Source organism: Streptomyces sp. NPDC003011 (assembly GCF_053591515.1).
This window is the reverse complement of sequence record NZ_JBSFTY010000058.1, coordinates 48,162-64,618: the sequence shown is the minus strand read 5'-3', so window position 1 is coordinate 64,618 and position 16,457 is coordinate 48,162. Positions and strand designations below refer to the sequence as shown.

Annotated in this window: 10 protein-coding genes and 1 pseudogene; 3 read left to right on the top strand and 8 right to left on the bottom strand. The window is 72.5% G+C overall.

Annotated features, from left to right (window positions below):
- Positions 1-91 precede the first annotated feature (91 nt).
- Positions 92-967: pseudogene (locus tag ACWD0J_RS27570) on the bottom strand (FAD-binding oxidoreductase); the annotation flags it as partial.
- Positions 964-2,232: an aspartate aminotransferase family protein gene (locus ACWD0J_RS27565; RefSeq protein ID WP_451498540.1), complete on the bottom strand. Its 1,269-nt coding sequence runs from the start codon at positions 2,230-2,232 to the stop codon at positions 964-966. The pseudogene ACWD0J_RS27570 and the gene ACWD0J_RS27565, both read right to left, overlap by 4 nt.
- A 412-nt stretch (positions 2,233-2,644) precedes the next feature.
- On the opposite strand from ACWD0J_RS27565, the gene ACWD0J_RS27560 reads away from it, so the two are divergent.
- Positions 2,645-4,279 (top strand): PucR family transcriptional regulator, encoded by a 1,635-nt coding sequence (locus ACWD0J_RS27560; RefSeq protein ID WP_451498544.1) that lies wholly within the window; start codon positions 2,645-2,647, stop codon positions 4,277-4,279.
- Between the two features lie 143 nt (positions 4,280-4,422).
- On the opposite strand, the gene ACWD0J_RS27555 is transcribed toward ACWD0J_RS27560, so the two are convergent.
- The 3 genes from ACWD0J_RS27555 to ACWD0J_RS27545 form a co-directional block, all read right to left on the bottom strand.
- Positions 4,423-5,046: a tryptophan 2,3-dioxygenase family protein gene (locus ACWD0J_RS27555; RefSeq protein ID WP_451498539.1), complete on the bottom strand. Its 624-nt coding sequence runs from the start codon at positions 5,044-5,046 to the stop codon at positions 4,423-4,425.
- Positions 5,047-5,573: 527 nt separating this feature from the next.
- Positions 5,574-8,321, bottom strand: a complete 2,748-nt coding sequence (locus ACWD0J_RS27550) for a molybdopterin-dependent oxidoreductase (RefSeq protein WP_451498538.1) — start codon at positions 8,319-8,321, stop codon at positions 5,574-5,576.
- Between the two features lies 1 nt (position 8,322).
- Complete coding sequence (locus tag ACWD0J_RS27545; protein WP_451498537.1) at positions 8,323-9,147, bottom strand: FAD binding domain-containing protein; 825 nt, start codon at positions 9,145-9,147, stop codon at positions 8,323-8,325.
- Between the two features lie 1,403 nt (positions 9,148-10,550).
- Here ACWD0J_RS27545 and ACWD0J_RS27540 point away from each other — a divergent pair.
- Complete coding sequence (locus tag ACWD0J_RS27540; protein ID WP_451498536.1) at positions 10,551-10,907, top strand: STAS domain-containing protein; 357 nt, start codon at positions 10,551-10,553, stop codon at positions 10,905-10,907.
- A gap of 468 nt (positions 10,908-11,375) precedes the next feature.
- The gene (locus ACWD0J_RS27535; protein ID WP_451498535.1) at positions 11,376-12,770 is read left to right on the top strand and encodes an MFS transporter; all 1,395 of its coding nucleotides are present in this window, start codon (positions 11,376-11,378) and stop codon (positions 12,768-12,770) included.
- 48 nt (positions 12,771-12,818) lie between these two features.
- On the opposite strand, the gene ACWD0J_RS27530 is transcribed toward ACWD0J_RS27535, so the two are convergent.
- The 3 genes from ACWD0J_RS27530 to ACWD0J_RS27520 form a co-directional block, all read right to left on the bottom strand.
- Positions 12,819-14,990 (bottom strand): helix-turn-helix domain-containing protein, encoded by a 2,172-nt coding sequence (locus ACWD0J_RS27530; protein ID WP_451498534.1) that lies wholly within the window; start codon positions 14,988-14,990, stop codon positions 12,819-12,821.
- Between the two features lie 76 nt (positions 14,991-15,066).
- The gene (locus tag ACWD0J_RS27525; protein ID WP_451498533.1) at positions 15,067-15,867 is read right to left on the bottom strand and encodes a 3-hydroxybutyrate dehydrogenase; all 801 of its coding nucleotides are present in this window, start codon (positions 15,865-15,867) and stop codon (positions 15,067-15,069) included.
- Positions 15,868-15,921: 54 nt separating this feature from the next.
- On the bottom strand, positions 15,922-16,401 hold the full coding sequence (locus ACWD0J_RS27520) for an NUDIX hydrolase (RefSeq protein WP_451498532.1): 480 nt from the start codon (positions 16,399-16,401) through the stop codon (positions 15,922-15,924).
- Between the last annotated feature and the right edge of the window lie 56 nt (positions 16,402-16,457).

The following is a 16,457-nucleotide window of genomic DNA, read 5'->3' as shown; positions in this document are numbered from 1 at the left end:
TGCAGATCCACCAGGTCACCTCACTCTTGAGCGGACTGGGCCGTTGACGTCAGCCGACGGTCGTCGTGATCGGCAGCTTCTCGATCCGGATCGACCAGCGCAGGATCTCCGTGACGTCCTCGGCCGCGTCGACGACGTCGTCGTAACCGAGGGCCAGCAGCGCCACAGCCGGCGCGGTGGCGATCAGGCGCACGGTCGCGGCGGTGACGACCGCGCAGGAACCTTCGGTCCCGACGAGGGCGCGGGCCATGTCGAACCCGTTCTCGGGCAGCAGGTGGTGCAGCTGGTAGCCGGAGACCTGGCGCGGGATGCGGCCCAGCTCGGTACGGATCTGCGCCAGGTTGTCGGAGACCAGGCGCCGTACGTCCGCTTCGAGGCGGGCGACATGGCCGGCGTCGCGCGGGTCGACCGGGCGCAGACCGGTGCGGTCCGCGACGGCCCGCACGCCGTCGGCCGTCACGATCTCCAGTGCCTCGATGTGGCCGCCGGTCCGCCCGTCCCGCACCGACCGGTTGCCGCACGCGTCGTTGCCGATCATGCCGCCCAGGGTGCAGCGGCTGTGCGAGGACGGGTCGGGGCCGAACGTGAGCCCGTGCAGGGCGGTCGCGCCGCGCAGCGCGTCGAGGACCACGCCGGCCTCCACCCGCGCGGTCCCGGCGGCCGGGTCGATGTCCAGGATCCGGTTCATGTACCGGGAGAAGTCCAGGACGACACCCGGCCCGACCGCGTTGCCGGCCATGCTGGTGCCGCCGCCCCGCGCGGTGACCGGGACGCCCGCCTCCCGGCAGGCCCGCACCACCGCGACCACGTCGTCGGCGCCGCGGGGGAAGGCCACGGCCTGCGGCGGGACCCGGTAGTTGGAGGCGTCGTAGGCGTAGGGACCGGTCGGGCCGGGGCCGGTCTCCACCCGCAGGCCGGGAGCGGTCTCGGCGAGCCGGGCGGTCAGCCGCGCGAGGGCGTCGCTCATCGTGCCGACGCTCCTGACGTGCCGGCCTCCACCGCGGTCGCCCACGCCTGGAGGCCCTCGTCCACGGCCGTCTCGTCGATCACGAGGGCCGGGATCATCCGCACGACCTGGTTCCAGGCCCCGCACAGCAGCAGGAGCAGGCCCTCGTCGACGGCGGCCCGCTGCACACGGGCGGCGGTCTCCGGGTCGGGGCCGCCGTCCTCGGTGACGAACTCGGTGGCCAGCATCAGCCCGAGGCCCCGTACGTCGCCGATGCCCAAAGTCCGGTCGGCCACCGCCTCCAGACCGTGCCGCAGCCGCGCGCCCATCGCCTCGGCGTTCTCGACGAGCTTCTCGTCCCGTACGACATCGAGGGTGGCGCAGGCCGCGGCGCAGGCGACCGCGTTGGCGCCGTACGTACCGCCCTGCGAGCCCGGCCACGCCTTGGCCATCAGCTCGGCGGAGGCGGCGATGCCGGAGATCGGGAAGCCGCTGGCCAGGCCCTTCGCGGTGACGAGGATGTCCGGGGTGACGCCGAAGTGCTCGTGTCCCCAGAAGCGCCCGGTGCGTCCGACGCCGGTCTGCACCTCGTCGAGGATGAGCAGGAATCCGTGGCGGTCGGCCCGCTCCCGCAGGCCTTCGAGGAAGGCACGGGTCGCGGGCACGTAGCCGCCCTCGCCGAGCACCGGCTCGACGATGATCGCGGCCGTGTCCGCGGGCGAGGAGATCGTCTGGAGCGTGTAGTCGAGCTCCTGGAGGGCGAAACGGGTCGCGGTCTCCTCGTCCCAGCCGTAGCGGAAGGCCGCCGGGAACGGCGTGACGACCACGCCGCTCATCAGCGGCGAGAAACCGGACCGGAAACGGGTGCCGGAGGTGGTCATGGCGGCGGCGGCCACCGTGCGACCGTGGAAGCCACCGTGGCAGACGAGGATGTTCGGCCGGCCGGTCGCCTGGCGAGCCAGTCGCAGCGCGGCCTCGACGGCCTCGCTTCCGGAGTTGGTGAAGAACAGGCTGTCCAGGCCGGCCGGCAGCACCTCGCCCAGCTTCTCGACGAGCTGTTGCAGCGGCTGGTGCATGACGGTCGTGTACTGCCCGTGGACGAGCGTGCCGACCTGCTCCTGCGCTGCCGCCACGACCTTGGGGTGACAGTGCCCGGTGCTGGTGACGCCGATGCCGGCGGTGAAGTCGAGATAGCGGCGGCCGTCCTCGCCGTAGAGGTGGACGCCCTCGCCCCGGATCGCCGTCACGGGTGTGGCCTGGCGAAGGTGCGGCGACAGTGCGGTCATGTTCGTCTCCCGGCCATGTGTCGTGGTGTACGTGACCCGTGCGGTCCGCGTTCCCGCGTGACCGGCGTGGTCCGCGTGACCCGTGCGGTCCGCGTGACCCGTGCGGTCCGCGTACTCCGCGTGGTCTGCGCGGTCTGCGTGGTGTGCGTGGTGTGGGTTCTGCTCCGGCTTCCCGAGCATCCCGGCCGTCCCTGAGCGGGACAACGCGCGATGTGTCCAGCGGAGAGGCGGTGTTCGGACGTTGTGTCAAACCGCGTGGGCCGCGATGCGGACGTCCCGGCCGCACCCACCGGGTGAAACACCTCTTGCGCAGGTCAGCAGGGCTTGTCACAGTGACCGGGCACTCCCCCGCGCTCGGCTTGGCCCGAGCGGGGCACCCCATGGAGACACCGTGACCGAGAACCACCCGCCGATGCGACCGCCGGACACGGACGCCCGGCGAAGCACCGCGTCCGGCCGCGCCCTCACCGTTGCCGACGTGCTGGCGCTCCCCGTCCTGGCCGCCGGACAGCCGCAGGTCGTCACCGGCGCAAGCCACCTCGGACGGCCGGTCCGCTGGGTCCACATCACCGAACTGACCGACCCCGCCTCCTTCCTCAAGGGCGGCGAACTCGTCCTGACCACCGGCATGCCGCTGCCCGACGACGCGGCGGGCGTGCGCCGGTACGTCGACCAACTCGCCGGCGTCGGAGCGGCAGCCCTGGTCATCGAACTCGTCCGGCGCTACCACCGCCCGCCCGAGGCCCTCGTCCACGCCTGTCAGGTCCGCGACCTCCCACTGATCACCCTCGGCAAGGACGTCAACTTCCTGGAGGTCACCCAGGTCGTCCACGCCCTCATCCTCGGCAACCAGGCCGAGGCGATGCGTCGGACCCAGCGGATCCACGAGGCGTTCAGCGCCCTGACGCTGCGCGGCGCGGGACCGGAGGACGTGGTGCGCGCGGCGGCGGAGATGAGCGGCCGCACCGTCGTCCTGGAGAACCTGGTCCAGCACGCGCTGATCTGCGAGCCCTCCGGGAGCACGCTGGAGGAGGCACTCACCGACTGGGAGAAACGGTCCAGAGCGACCCCGCCCGGCGACCGCACGGACCTACGTGGCCCGCAGGGCTGGCTCGCCGCGCCGGTCGAGTACCAGGGCGAACGCTGGGGCCGTGTGGTCATGCTGCCGGCCCGCACCGACGGGCCGGCCTTCGGTCCGGAACACATCACCGTGCTGGAGAGAACGGCGATGGCCTTGACCGTCGCCCGCCTCATCCACTCCACGCCCTGGGAGCGCACCGCGCACCGGCACGCGCTCCGCGACCTCGTCGAGCAGCGCCACCGCTCCGCCGCGGACGCCCACGCTCGCGTGGCCGCGCTGGGCCTGCCCACCGAGCACAGTCACTTCCTCATGGTCGTGGTGGATCTCCCGGCGCAGGACACCACGGCGAAGCCGGAGACCCGGCTGTCCCAGGAACTACGAACGACAGGGGTCCCCGCACTCGTCGGCGAACTGGCCCCCGGCCGCCTGGGAGTACTGCTCGCCCTGAGTCCCTCCTCCGCCTGGCGGCCGGCGGTCGAACGGCTGAGCCGCACGGTGCTCGACCTCGCCCCGCGAGCCGTCGTGAGCGTCGGCACCGAGGTCGGCGACCTCACTGACGTCCCCCGTTCCTTCCACGAGGCGACCCGCGTGGCCGAGGCCACCCCGCCCGACCAGTCTCTCCCGCCGGACCGCTCCTTCCACGAGCTGTCCGATGTCGGCCTGCGCCGCCTGCTGTACGCCCTCCGCGCGGACACCCGGATCCAGGACTACACCGAACGACGACTCGGCCGCCTCATCGACCACGACACCCGGCACGGCACCGACCTGCTGCCGACCCTCCGCCACTACCTGGACGCGGCGGGCAACAAGACCAGCGCCGCACGCCGCGGCGGCCTGTCCCGCGAGACCTTCTACCAACGCCTGCGCACCATCGAGCGCCTGCTCGACTGCGACCTCGAATCCGGCGAACAGCGCACCGAGTTCCACGTCGCGCTCACAGCCCTAGACGTCCTTCGTGTCCGCTGATGAGGATTCAGACCGGGCCATGACCCGACCGAAGAACACGACGTGTGACGTGTGTCTTGACGCGGTCGGAAGTCCGAGAAAGGTCCCAGTTCCCCACTGCTCGCCACTGCTCACCGCTGACCGTCACTGACCATCACCAGCCATCACTGGCCGTCACCGTCTGTACTGGGCGGCGCATCGATCTGCGAGCGCAGATACGCGAGGCCCGAGGTCCCGCCTGTGCCCGCCTGGTCACCGATCATCCGCTCGACGAGCAGCAGGTGCCTCGTCCGCCACCGGGTCACTGCGGCGCGAAGCGCCCGCACCTCGTCGGCCAGCTCCCGCTCGACCGAGTCGTTCCCCCGGGGCGTCGTCGCGCCAGGGTTCGTGGTGGACGCGGCGAGGCCGTCCGGTGCGGTGATCTGCCGGAACAGTTCGGTGAACTGACGTGACTGTGCTCCGCTCGCATGGTCGAGGAGCGGCCGGAACGAGGCGAAGCTTTCAGGGCTCAGGTGGTCCAGGAGTTCGAGGTGACCCTCAAGCAGGCGGATCGCGGCCGTGACACGGCGCAGGGCGGTGACGGCCGTGGGGTCAGGGCCGGAGCGGGCTTGTTGTGACGCCCTTCTCAGGTCCACCAACGCTTGGCTCACCAGCAACTCGGCGGACTGGTGCACGGTGATGAAGAGGCGCTCGTCCGCCCACTGCGCCGACTGGTCGTCAGGGGTTCGGGGCTGCTGGAGGCTCAGGAGGTCGGGGAGCTGCAGATAGCAGGCGTAGGGCGTCTCCATGGGGACTCCGCCTCGGTTCGTGGTGTCGGCCAGGTCGAGCGGGGCGCGACCGGCATCCCCTGTACTGCCGGGGTGTGGCGGTGACGCCGGCGCCCGTCCCGATGATTGACCGCCGGCGGAGAACGCGTGTCACGTCTCGGCCCGAGAGGCTTCCACATCACCCGATCAGCCGCCTTCGCCCTCACCGTGCGCCGGGAGCCTCACTGTGCGAGTGACGGATTCCGTGTCGGTCAGCCGCCGCAGGCGGTTGTCGCCCTGGAGGGGTCAGCGGCAGTGAGGGAGCACGTGGGCGAGATCGGTGCGGGCAGCGGACGAACCCAGGCGGTGGAGGAACTCGCCCGGGACCAGGACGCGAACATCATCGTGACGCTTGCGGGCACCGAGGCCGTGTCGCCCGCCGCGACGCCGGCGGAGCGCAGCCGGTGCCCCTCTCCTTTCTCCTTCATCCGACCCGCACGGCGTCTACGCCCCTGCTCTCGCAGCGTCCGGCGCCGCCGGGCGGGGCAGTGCGTGGTCGAGATTCGGCCTCAGGGACCGGCCTGTGCCGGCTCGCCGGTCCCTGCGCTGCCCAAGGTGCCGGCGTGCAGTCGGGCCCAGACGGTGTCGGCGCGCAGCGGGAGGGTGGTGAAACGGATGCCGGTGGCGTCGCGCAGGGCGTTGGCCACGGCGGGGGCGACGGGGTTGAAGGCGGCTTCACTGCCGGGTTTGGCGCAGAGGAGGTCATCGGGATCGGGCGTGCGGACGAAGCGGACGTCGGTGTGGGGCACGTCGGCGGCGTGCGGGATCGGGTAGGTGCGCAGGTCCGGTGTGGTGACGCGGCCGTGAGGATCGGTGCGCAGGTCTTCCATCAGGGTGGTGCCGATGCCCTGGGCGACGGCGCCTTCGATCTGGCCGCGCAGTTGTCGCGGGTCCAGGACGGTGCCGGCGTCGCTGGCGTGGACGGACTCGAGGAGGGTGACCAGGCCGGTGTCGGGGTCGACGGCGAGACGGATCCACTGGGCGTTCGCCGCCAGGCCGGGGGTGCCGGTGGTGTCGCGGGTCGCCGTGGCGGTGAGCGGTCGGCCTGCTCGGTGCGCGGCTCGGTGCAGCAGGAGCAGGGGCAGGGGGCGGCCGGCGCAGTCGACGGCGTCCTGGCTCAGGCGGCAGTCGTCCGGTGCGGTGCCGGTGTGGGCGGCTGCGGCGTCGAGGACGGCGGCGCGCAGGCGGAGGCAGGCGCCGTGGACGGCGCGGGCGGTGAGGGTGGAGCCTGTGGAGGCGAAGCCCCCGGTGTCGTGGGTGAGCAGGTCGGTGTCGCCCTGACGGACGTGGATGCGGTCGGTTGTGGTGGCCAGCGTGGTGGCGGCGATACGCCGGTGCGCGGTGGTGGCCTGGCTGCCGAACTCGGGGGCGCCGGTGCACAGGTCGTAGGTGCCGTCGGCGCGCAGGGTGACGGTGGCCTGGGCGAGGTGGCCGTCGGAGGGCAGGGTGGGGGTGACGGTGACGGCCATGCCCTGCCCCACCAGCCAGGACGGGCCGGGCAGCGCCGCGGGTGCGGCCATGTGCTGAGCGCGGGCGGATGCGATGAGGTCGAGGCAGCCGGTGATGCCGTGGTCAGCGACAGGTGGCGTGGCGTCGGCCGTCAGGGCCGGTGCGGTCTGTCCGGGACGCAGACAGGCCTGGCGGCGCAGGGCCAGGGGATCGAGGCCGGCGGTGTGGGCGAGTTCGTCGAGGGCGGACTCGACGGCGAAGGCGATCTGGCCGACACCGTAGCCGCGGAAGGCGCCCGCCGGGACGCTGTGTGTGTAGAGCGCCCAGCCGTCGACGGTGATGTTGGGGCAGCGGTACAGGCTCAGGGCTTCGGTGCAGGCATGACGCAGGACGGCCGGGCCATGGTTGCCGTAAGCGCCGGTGTCGCACAGGACGTGCAGCCGCAGCGCGGTGAGCCTGCCGTCGCCGCGGGCGGCGATCGTCACACGCACCTGGAAGGGGTGGCGGGTGGTGGTGGCGAACGACTCGGCGCGGGTGTATTCGATCTTGACGGGCCGCCCGGTCCGCAGGGCGGCGAGCACGGCGATGTCCTCGGTGAGCATCTCCTGCTTCCCGCCGAACGCGCCGCCCAGCCGCGCGGCCGTGACGTGCAGCCGCCCCGGCGGCAGGCCGAACACCTTGGCCAGAAGCCGGCGGGTCAGATGCGGGGCCTGGGTGGCGGTGTGGACGTGCAGCCGCCCCTCGTCGTCCTGCCAGGCGAGGGTGGCGTGGGTTTCCAGCGCGGCGTGCTGCACCCGGTGGGTGCGGAAGGTCTCCTCGTAGCGGTGGTCCGCCTCGGCCAGTCCGGCGTCGAGGTCACCGGTGGCGGTGTGCACCTCCTCGACGACGTTGCCGCCGGGATGGACGTGGAGCGCGCCCGCGGCCAGCGCGTGTTCCGGACCGGTGACGGCGGGCAGGGTCTGGTACGTGACGCGCAGGCGGCGGCAGCCCTCCTCCGCGGCCGCTTCGGTGTCGGCGACGACCGCCGCGACGCGCTGGCCCGCATAGCGCACGACGTCGTCCAGGACACGCGTGTCGGCCGGATCCTCCTCGGCGTGCTCGTGCAGCGCGGTGGAGAAACGAGTCCTGGGCGCGTCCTGGTGGGTCAGGACGGTGTGAACGCCCGGCACGGCGAGGGCACCGGCAGTGTCGATGCCGAGGATGCGCGCATGCCGGTGCTCGGAGCGCACCAGCCTGACGTGCAGCAGCCCGGCGGGATCCGGGCGATCGAGGGTGAAGCGGGCCCGGCCGGTGACGACGTCGTCAGCCCCCGACGGCACCGGCGCACAGGCGTCACCGGCCGCGGTGGCGGCCTGCACATCGGCGGTGCGATCCTCCCGCGACGACCGGATGGCTTCCTCGATGCGCCGGTAGCCCGTGCAGCGGCACAGATTGCCTTTGAGGGTCTCGGTGAGAGGGGTGTCCTGGAACTGGTCCAGGGCGGCGGCGGTCATCACGAATCCCGGGGCGCAGAAGCCGCACTGGAAGGCGCGGGCGGCGGTGAAGGCCTGCTGCACGGGGTGCGGCGGGTTCTCCTCCGACAGACCCTCCACCGTCGTCACCGCCCGTCCCGCGGCGCGCAGGGCAGGGTAGAGGCAGCTGTGTACGGGCATGCCGTCCACGTGCACGGTGCAGGCGCCGCAGTCACCGCTGTCGCAGCCCTTCTTCACTCCGAAGCAGCCCTGCCGGCGCAGATACGTGCGCAGGCACTGCCCGGGTGCTGGTGGCTCGGACACGGGCCGGCCGTTGAGCAGGATCGAGAAGGCCATGTCAGCGCTGCGCCTCCAGTGCCTGCCGTGTCTCCTCCGCCAGGTGCTGGATGAGGTGGCGACGCCACGCGGGGGACCCGTGGGCGTCGTCCACGATCCCCGTTGTGTCGAGCGCCCGCACGGTCGCCGTGCGCAGCCGGGCCGCCGTGGGCAGCCCGCGGAAGGACAGGTGCACGGGGCGCGGGGTGGCCGCGGTGAGCGTGAAGGTGACATCCCCGGCGTCGGGGGCCGAGGCGGCGATCACCAGGGCCGCCGCATGCCCGCCGGGCCGCAGACTCACCCGGCGCAGCACCGTGCGCTGAACCAGGCCCGCGGCCGGCAGCCGCAGACAGCACAGCATCTCTCCCGGCCGCAGACACGTCCGGCCGGCACCGGTGACGAAGTCACCTACCGGCAGCTGCCGTTCGCGGCCGTCGGCGGCGCGCAGCACACACACGCCGTGCAGGGCGACCGCCATCGACACCATGGGCGCGGCCGGCAGCGCCAGGCACACATTGCCGCCCACGGTGGCGCTGTTCCACACCTTGAACGACGACGAGAACGCCCGGCAGCAGTCCGCCATCAGCGCACGCGCATCGGACCAGGGACCATTCGGCCGTACAGCGAAGGCCAGCAGCTCCGCCACCGTGCACGTCGCCGCGACCTCCACCCCGCTCTCACCCGCCACCACCGGCTGCCACCCCATCCGGGACACGTCCCACAGACGGGACACCCCGGGCTGAGGGGTGGAGAACAGCCAGGTGCCGCCGGCCAGCCACGCATCACCTTCCTCCCACCGCACGCCACCGCGCGGGTCGAGCACGGCCCTGACCGCCGAAAGATCCATACCTGTCCGCCTCCACCGGCCGTCGAACGGGCGGCTGCCCGCGCCCGCATCAGTGCCAACCCCTGGCCCGTCACCGTCGTCACGCCGCGTCCGGGTGAAGACCGGGCGTACCTGGCCCGGTCGCGTACGTGAGTCGTGTCGTTCGGCATGGGGTGGGGGGTCCGCACGGCGGATGAGGTCGTCGAGCGGGCGGACGTGGCCGCCGACTGTTACGCGCCGGTGGCCGCTGATGGGGCGTCACGACAAGGGTGGGCGATCGCAGTGCACCGGCCGCACCACCACGCTGCCGCAGACGGCCGGCCGCGTTCTAGCCGTGCTGCCGACCCCGGTCGGAAGCGAGCATCCGTCGACGGCCTGGACGCTGGTAGGACGGACGCCCGCCACCGGCGCTACCCCCGCCGACGCCCCCGCCCGATGCCAAGCCTGACGTCACCGCCGCGCTGACGACTGTTCTCTAGCATTGCGGGAAAGGCGCCGCCAGCGGTGGCAGCACGAGGATGCCGTCTCTCTCCGACGCTGTGACGACGTGTCCGCGCTGCGTGAGAACTCCCGCCATCGCCGCCTGTACGACCGCCCGAATGCCGCCGTCCGGACGGCCGGACCGGTCGGCCGCCAGTGCGTGGAACCCGTCGGAGGCCACCCACCTGACCATCACACCTGCGGGAACCTCACCCACCTGCAGGCCCGACGTCCCGCTGTCCGTCTGCGCCACCAGATGGAAGCCCGCCTGGCTGAGGGCATGCCGGACCTGGACGGCAAGAGACGCTGGTGACGGCATCCCATCCGCCTTCCCCGAATCACGCCGCCCATGCCGTCGGATGTCACAGGGCAGTGCGGCCGGCGATGTTCCCGCCCGGACCATCCGCCGGCACGATCACTGCCGCGACGCGTGTGCCGGCCGGCTCACGGCGCACCTCGTACGCGACGCCTGACTGACAGCGGGAGTGATCTCCAGGCCATCACGCCCCTCGCCGCGGGCCGGTGGCGCCGACGTCCGGTAGGGCCGGACCGCTGCCCCCCACCGACACCCGCACCGGGCCGGACCGTCCCTGATCCGCGGTTCGAGCATGACCGGGCCCGGCGCGTACTTCACCGCGGGTGAACAGTTCGCTGACCACCGGTTGCGTCATCCCCATGGCCCGCTCCGACGCCGGCAGACCGTGCGCGGCCCGCATCCGGGCCAGGAAGCCGGTGGCCAGGTGCCGTGCGGCACCGACCGGCACCGACCGCACTCACGCTGCCCCGCGCAGCATCACACCGCCCACCGTCCTGCCGCCTGCCCCAGCACACCACATCTCAGCCCGCTTCTCAGGACGCGGTTGACATCGCGCTGCGCCATACGCTTGCCTGAGGACAAGGGTTTCCAGCAGGAGGGGACCCACCTCGATCGGGCAGGAGACGGCGTGACCCAGGCCCGCTTCACCGTCTCCCAGCGCACCACCGCCGACGGCGTGCATGTCCTGGCCCTGGCCGGAGAGATCGACTACACCACGGCCGGCATCTTCCACCAGGCGCTCACCGCCCAGGACGGCTCCGCCCGGTTCACGGTCGTCGACTTCGGTGACGTCACCTTCATGGACTCCAGCGGCATCAACGTCCTCGTCGCCGCGAACAACGCGGCCCGGACCCGAGGCGGCTGGCTGCGCCTGGCCGACGTCCCGACACCCGTGCTCGATGTCCTGCACATCGTCGGCCTCGACGACGTCATCCCGCTCTACTCCACGCCAAACCACGCCCTCACGGCGGAAAACGCCGCCTGACCCTCCGCGGCTCCCGACCGGCGGCCGGCCGTGTCGGCCCCGGCCTCCACGGGACGAATCCTCGATGCGGTGTCGTCGCGGTTCCGCGAGCACACCGCCACGGACGACGACGATGTCCCCGGCACTGCTCCGGGAGGCGACCACAGGCCGCCGTAGAAGACTGTCCTGACGGGCTGCACCAGGGGCCTCGTTCCGGGCGGCCATGCCCGGCGCCGTCACCGTTGTCCCTCAGGCCGCCTCGATCACCGCACCTGCCCGAACGGCGCCGCATCGGCACGGCATCTTCGGCACACGGTCGGTTCGGGCCCGAACAGCCCTCTCGGTCCGGATCCCTGAACACCGGCATGGGGGCCACGCGCACACCTCGACCCGGAACTATGTTGTCTCGCCACATGTGCGCTTGACGTGCGCGTTTCTACGGTGTGCCGATACGTACCCGTCCCCACCGCACACGAGGAAGTGGCGTACATGGCCTCCGCAGCACCCGCTCCCCCTTCCCCGAACACCCCCGCCAGCCTCAAGCGCATCGTCGCCGCGTCCCTCATCGGCACGACCATCGAGTGGTACGACTTCTTCCTCTACGGCTCGGCGGCAGCCCTCGTCTTCAACAAGCTGTTCTTCCCCGACTCGGATCCGCTCGTCGGCACCCTGCTGTCGTTCCTGACGTACGCCGTCGGATTCGCCGCGCGTCCGCTCGGTGCCCTGGTCTTCGGGCACTACGGCGACCGGCTGGGCCGGAAGAAGCTGCTGGTGCTGAGCCTGCTGTTGATGGGCGGGGCGACCTTCGCGATCGGGCTGCTGCCCACGCACGCCACCATCGGCACCGCCGCTCCGGTCCTGCTGACCGTGCTGCGGCTGGTGCAGGGATTCGCGCTCGGCGGCGAGTGGGGCGGGGCCGTGCTGCTGGTGTCCGAGCACGGGGACGCACGCCGGCGCGGCTTCTGGGCCTCGTGGCCGCAGACCGGCGCGCCCGCGGGGCAACTCCTGGCCACCGGTGTGCTGTCGCTGCTGACCGCCGTCCTGTCGGACAGCGCGTTCGGCAACTGGGGCTGGCGGATACCGTTCCTGCTCTCCGGTGTACTGGTGATCGTCGGACTGTGGATTCGGCTGTCGGTCGATGAATCGCCGGTCTTCAAGCAGGCGTTGGCGCAGGCCGAGGCGCGCAAGGCGACGCACACGGGGGAGGCCGAGAAGCTGCCGCTCGTGTCCGTGCTGAAGCACCACTGGCGGGACGTCCTGGTGGCGATGGGCGCACGCATGGCGGAGAACATCAGCTACTACGTCATCACCGCGTTCATCCTCGTCTACGCCACCACGTCGGCCGGCCTCTCCAAGCAGACCGCGCTCAACGCGGTGCTGATCGCGTCGGCCGTGCACTTCGCCGTGATCCCGGCCTGGGGCGCCCTGTCCGACCGCGTCGGCCGTCGTCCCGTGTATCTGCTGGGCGCCGTCGGCGTGGGCCTGTGGATGTTCCCCTTCTTCTCGCTCATCGACACCGGCGGCTTCGGCAACCTGCTCCTCGCCGTGACCGTCGGCCTGGTCATGCACGGAGCGATGTACGCACCCCAGGCCGCCTTCTTCTCCGAGATGTTCTCGACCCGGATGCGCTACTCCGGAGCCTCCATCGGCGCCCAGTTCGCGTCTGTCGCGGCGGGCGCCCCGGCGCCCCTGATCGCCACCGCGCTGCTGGCCGACTACGGCAGCTCCACCCCGATCGCCCTGTACGTCATCGCCGCGTCCGTCCTGACCGTCATCGCCGTGGGTGTGGCCAAGGAGACCCGCCACCGGGACCTCTCCGACATCGAGCCCTCCGCCGACGCGCCGCCCGCGAAGGCACCGGCGGCGGACGCGCGCACCGTCTGAGCCGTCAACGGCTCCGGCCCGGCCCCCGTACGTGCGTGCGTACGGGGGTCAGTGCCGTCCCGACCCGGACAACCGATGGAGCCTGAGGGCGAGTTGGATCTCCAGGGCCCTGGCGGGACTCTGCCAGTCGTCGCCGAGAAGACGGCAGACGCGCTCCAACCGCTGGGCGACCGTGTTCACATGGACATGCAGCTCGTCCTTGGTGCGGGCGGGACTCATCCCGCTCGCGAAGTACGCGTCGAGGGTGCGCACCAGGTCGGTGCCGCGCCGTTCGTCGTACGCGACGACCTGGCCGATCGTGCGGTCGACGAAGCCGGTGATGTCCCGGTCCCCCGCGAGCAGCAGCCCGAGGAAGCCGAAGTCCTCGGCGGCGGCCCCGTCGCCCGAGCGGCCCAGCAGCCGTAGGGCGTCCAGACAGCGTCGGCCCTCCTCGTAGGCGGCGGCCACCGCGTCCGGCCGGGTGGCGAGGTTCCCGACGGGGGCGGAGGCGCCTACGGTGACCGGCTCGTGCACGGCGGTGCCCAGATGGCGGGCCGTACGACGGGCCAGCTCCGTCGCGGTGTCGCCCGGATCCAACGGCAGCAGCAGCACGGTGCCGCCGTCCCGGGCGGCGGCCAGACCCTGCCGGGTCGCGGCGAGATGCGAGGCCGCGGACCACAGGCGTCTGCGGGCGTCCGCCTCCTGGTCGGCGTCGGCGGCGGCGCCGTCGAGACGAGCGGCGAGCACCACGTGGGTGGCGTCGAGATCGGCGCGCAGCCGGGACGCGCGCTCGCGCAGCAGCCGGGGATCGCGGTCACGGGCGTCCAGCAGGTCGTCCAACAGCTCGCCCCGCACCCGCTGTTCGGCCTCGGCGGCGGAGCGTCGGGCGAGCAGCAGCAGCGAGGTGACCATGGCGGCACGCTCCAAGGTGCGCTGGTCGACGGGATCGAGCCCCGGATGGCCGCGCAGCACCAGCGCGCCGAGGAGTTCACCGCCGGCGGCCACCGCGGCGATCCAGTCGTCCCCGTGCCGCACCGCGTGTCCGTCGGCGCGGGACGCCTCCAGCGCCCGCGCGGGTGCGGCGGCGGCCTCGGTGAACTCCACCGTGCCGTCCAGAACCTCGGACACCGCGGCGGCCACGTCATGGACCTGGCCGCCGCGCAGGACGAGTTCGGCGAGCCGGTCATGGACGTCCGAGGCGCGCTCGATGACCCCGCTGCGGTCCTGGATGATCTCGTTGGCCCGCTCCAGGCCGGCCAGGGCGGAGCGGGTCTCGGTCAGGAGGTTCGCGGTGTCGATGGCGGCCGCGGCCAGCGCGGCGAACGAGCCGAGCAGCGCGATCTGCTCCCGCTCGAAGACCCGGGCCCGCCGGTCCGCGGCGAACAGGACCCCGATCACGTGCGGCCCCAGCGTCAGCGGCACGCCGAGGATGGCGACCAGGCCCTCGTCGCGCACGCCCGCGTCGATGGTGCGGGTGTGCCGGAAGCGGTCGTCCTTCAAGTAGTCGTCGGTGACGTACGGCCGGGCGGTCTGGGCGACGAGACCGCCGAGTCCCTCGCCCATCCCGAGGCGCAGCTGCTGGAAACGGGCCGCGACCGAACCCTCGGTGACCCGCATGTAGGTGTCGCCGCGCGCCGGGTCGTTCAGGCTGAGGTAGGCGATGTCCGTGCCGAGCAGCGACCGGGCGCGCTGCACGATGGCCTGGAGCACCGCGTCCAGGTCGCGCAGCCCAGCCAGGTCGTGGGCGGTCTCGAAGAGCGCGGACAGCTCCGCCTCCCGCCGCCGCCGTCCCTCCAGTTCCGCGCGCACCCGCAGTGCGAGCAGCTTGGCCCGCTCCAGCGCCGCTGTCTCCTCGGCCGGCCGTCCTTCGGCGCGGGCGACCAGCACCGGCTGCTCATAGGCCTCGGCGGACGCGCCCCGGGCCAGCAGCTCCAGGAACGGCGCCTCGGCAACGCCGGGCACCGGGGAGGTGCCGGCCTCGCCCGAGACCGGGGCCGGGGCCGAGACCGGGGCCGGGGCCGGGGTCTCCCCGCCCCCGGGCACCGGCGCGGCGCCCGCACCGCCGAGGGCCGGCATCGCGGCACGGTCGCTCGGCACACCGTCGGCCGACGCACCGGTGACATCGACGGCCTCGGTGACACCGGCGGCACCAGACACTCCGGCGGCACCGGAGACATCGGCGGCTCCGGAGACACCGGCGGCTCCGGCTCGTTCGGTGGACTGCACGTGATCGCGGGACATGCTCACAGGATTCACCATCGCCCGGCCGCCCGTTCCGCCCTGTGGAAAACTCCGCGGGCGGCCCGGCCCCACCCGCTCAGTGCGCGGTCCAGCCGCCGTCGAGGACGAGTGAGGTGCCGGTCATGAAGGAGGCCTGCGGGCCGCACAGATACGCCACGGCCTCGGCGACCTCCTCCGGTTCGATCAGCCGCTTCACGGCACTGTCCTGGAGCAGCACCTCGGACAGCACGCGCTCCTTCGGGATCCCGTGCGCCTCGGCCTGGTCCGCGAGCTGCTTCTCGACCAGTGGTGTGCGCACATAGGCCGGGTTCACACAGTTCGAGGTGACCCCATGGGGCGCTCCTTCGAGGGCGGCTGTCTTGGACAGCCCCTCCAGGCCGTGTTTGGCGGCCACGTACGCCGACTTGTAGGCGGAGGCGCGCAGCCCGTGCACGGAGGAGACGTTCACGATCCGGCCCCACCCCTGCCCGTACATGTGGGGCAGGGCGCCACGGATGAGCCGGAAGGGCGCCTCCAGCATCACGGTGAGCACGGTGTGGAAGACATCGGGCGGGAACTCCTCGATGGGGCGCACCAGTTGCAGCCCGGCGTTGTTGACGAGGACGTCGGTGCCCGCTGCGGCGAGTTCGGCGGCGTCCAGGTCGGTGAGGTCGAGCACCTGCGCGTCGACGGTGCCCGCGAGACCGCGGCCCCGCTCGACGAGTGCCTCCAGACCGGCGGCGTCCCGGTCGACCGCTCTGACCTTCGCCCCGGCGGCGGCGAGCCGCAGCGCACAGGCGCGGCCGATGCCGCCGGCCGCACCGGTGACGAGGGCGGTGCGGCCGCCGAGGTCGAGCGTGGGGGCGTGGGGTCCCGGAAGGGCACTGCGAGCGGTCATGCCCCGACCCTAGGCAGCATCCACCACCGGTCCCATGTGGTCATCCCCCACACTTCACTCGGAACTCGTAGGTTCGAACCATGTGGGGGCGTCCGACAGGGCCTGCTTGATCCGCAGCAACGCGAACTCGTTGAGCTCGGGCAGGCCATCCACGGCGAACCAGCCCACCTCCAGCGACTCGTCGTCGTTGACCCGCGCCTCCCCGTCGACGGCCCGGCAGCGGAAGGCGATGTCCATGTACTGGCACACGTCGCCGTTCTCGTAGGTGACGGGGTGGAGCGCTTGGACGGCGATCACCCGCTCCACCTCACAGCGCACCCCGGTCTCCTCCTCGACCTCCCGCACGGCGCAGGTCGCCGGCTGCTCGCCCGGCTCGGGGATACCGCCGATCAGCGACCATCTGCGGGTGTCCGAGCGGCGGTTCAGCAGCACTCTGCCCTCCTCGTCGAGGACCACGGCACTGACGCCGGGCAGCCACAGCGAATCGTGGCCGATGGAGGTCCGCAGGGAACGGATGAAGTCAGGAGTAGCCATGGCCCCGACTCTAATGGGCGATCTTCGGCGCCCCCGCGCCCTTCCCAGGGCGTGCG

Bases quoted from the DNA above. Each gene is read 5' to 3' on its own strand.
- ACWD0J_RS27565 (WP_451498540.1), bottom strand. From the start codon at position 2,232: ATGACCGCACTGTCGCCGCACCTTCGCCAGGCCACACCCGTGACGGCG.
- ACWD0J_RS27560 (WP_451498544.1), top strand. From the start codon at position 2,645: ATGCGACCGCCGGACACGGACGCCCGGCGAAGCACCGCGTCCGGCCGC.
- ACWD0J_RS27555 (WP_451498539.1), bottom strand. From the start codon at position 5,046: ATGGAGACGCCCTACGCCTGCTATCTGCAGCTCCCCGACCTCCTGAGC.
- ACWD0J_RS27550 (WP_451498538.1), bottom strand. From the start codon at position 8,321: ATGGCCTTCTCGATCCTGCTCAACGGCCGGCCCGTGTCCGAGCCACCA.
- ACWD0J_RS27545 (WP_451498537.1), bottom strand. From the start codon at position 9,147: ATGGATCTTTCGGCGGTCAGGGCCGTGCTCGACCCGCGCGGTGGCGTG.
- ACWD0J_RS27535 (WP_451498535.1), top strand. From the start codon at position 11,376: ATGGCCTCCGCAGCACCCGCTCCCCCTTCCCCGAACACCCCCGCCAGC.
- ACWD0J_RS27530 (WP_451498534.1), bottom strand. From the start codon at position 14,990: ATGTCCCGCGATCACGTGCAGTCCACCGAACGAGCCGGAGCCGCCGGT.
- ACWD0J_RS27525 (WP_451498533.1), bottom strand. From the start codon at position 15,867: ATGACCGCTCGCAGTGCCCTTCCGGGACCCCACGCCCCCACGCTCGAC.
- ACWD0J_RS27520 (WP_451498532.1), bottom strand. From the start codon at position 16,401: ATGGCTACTCCTGACTTCATCCGTTCCCTGCGGACCTCCATCGGCCAC.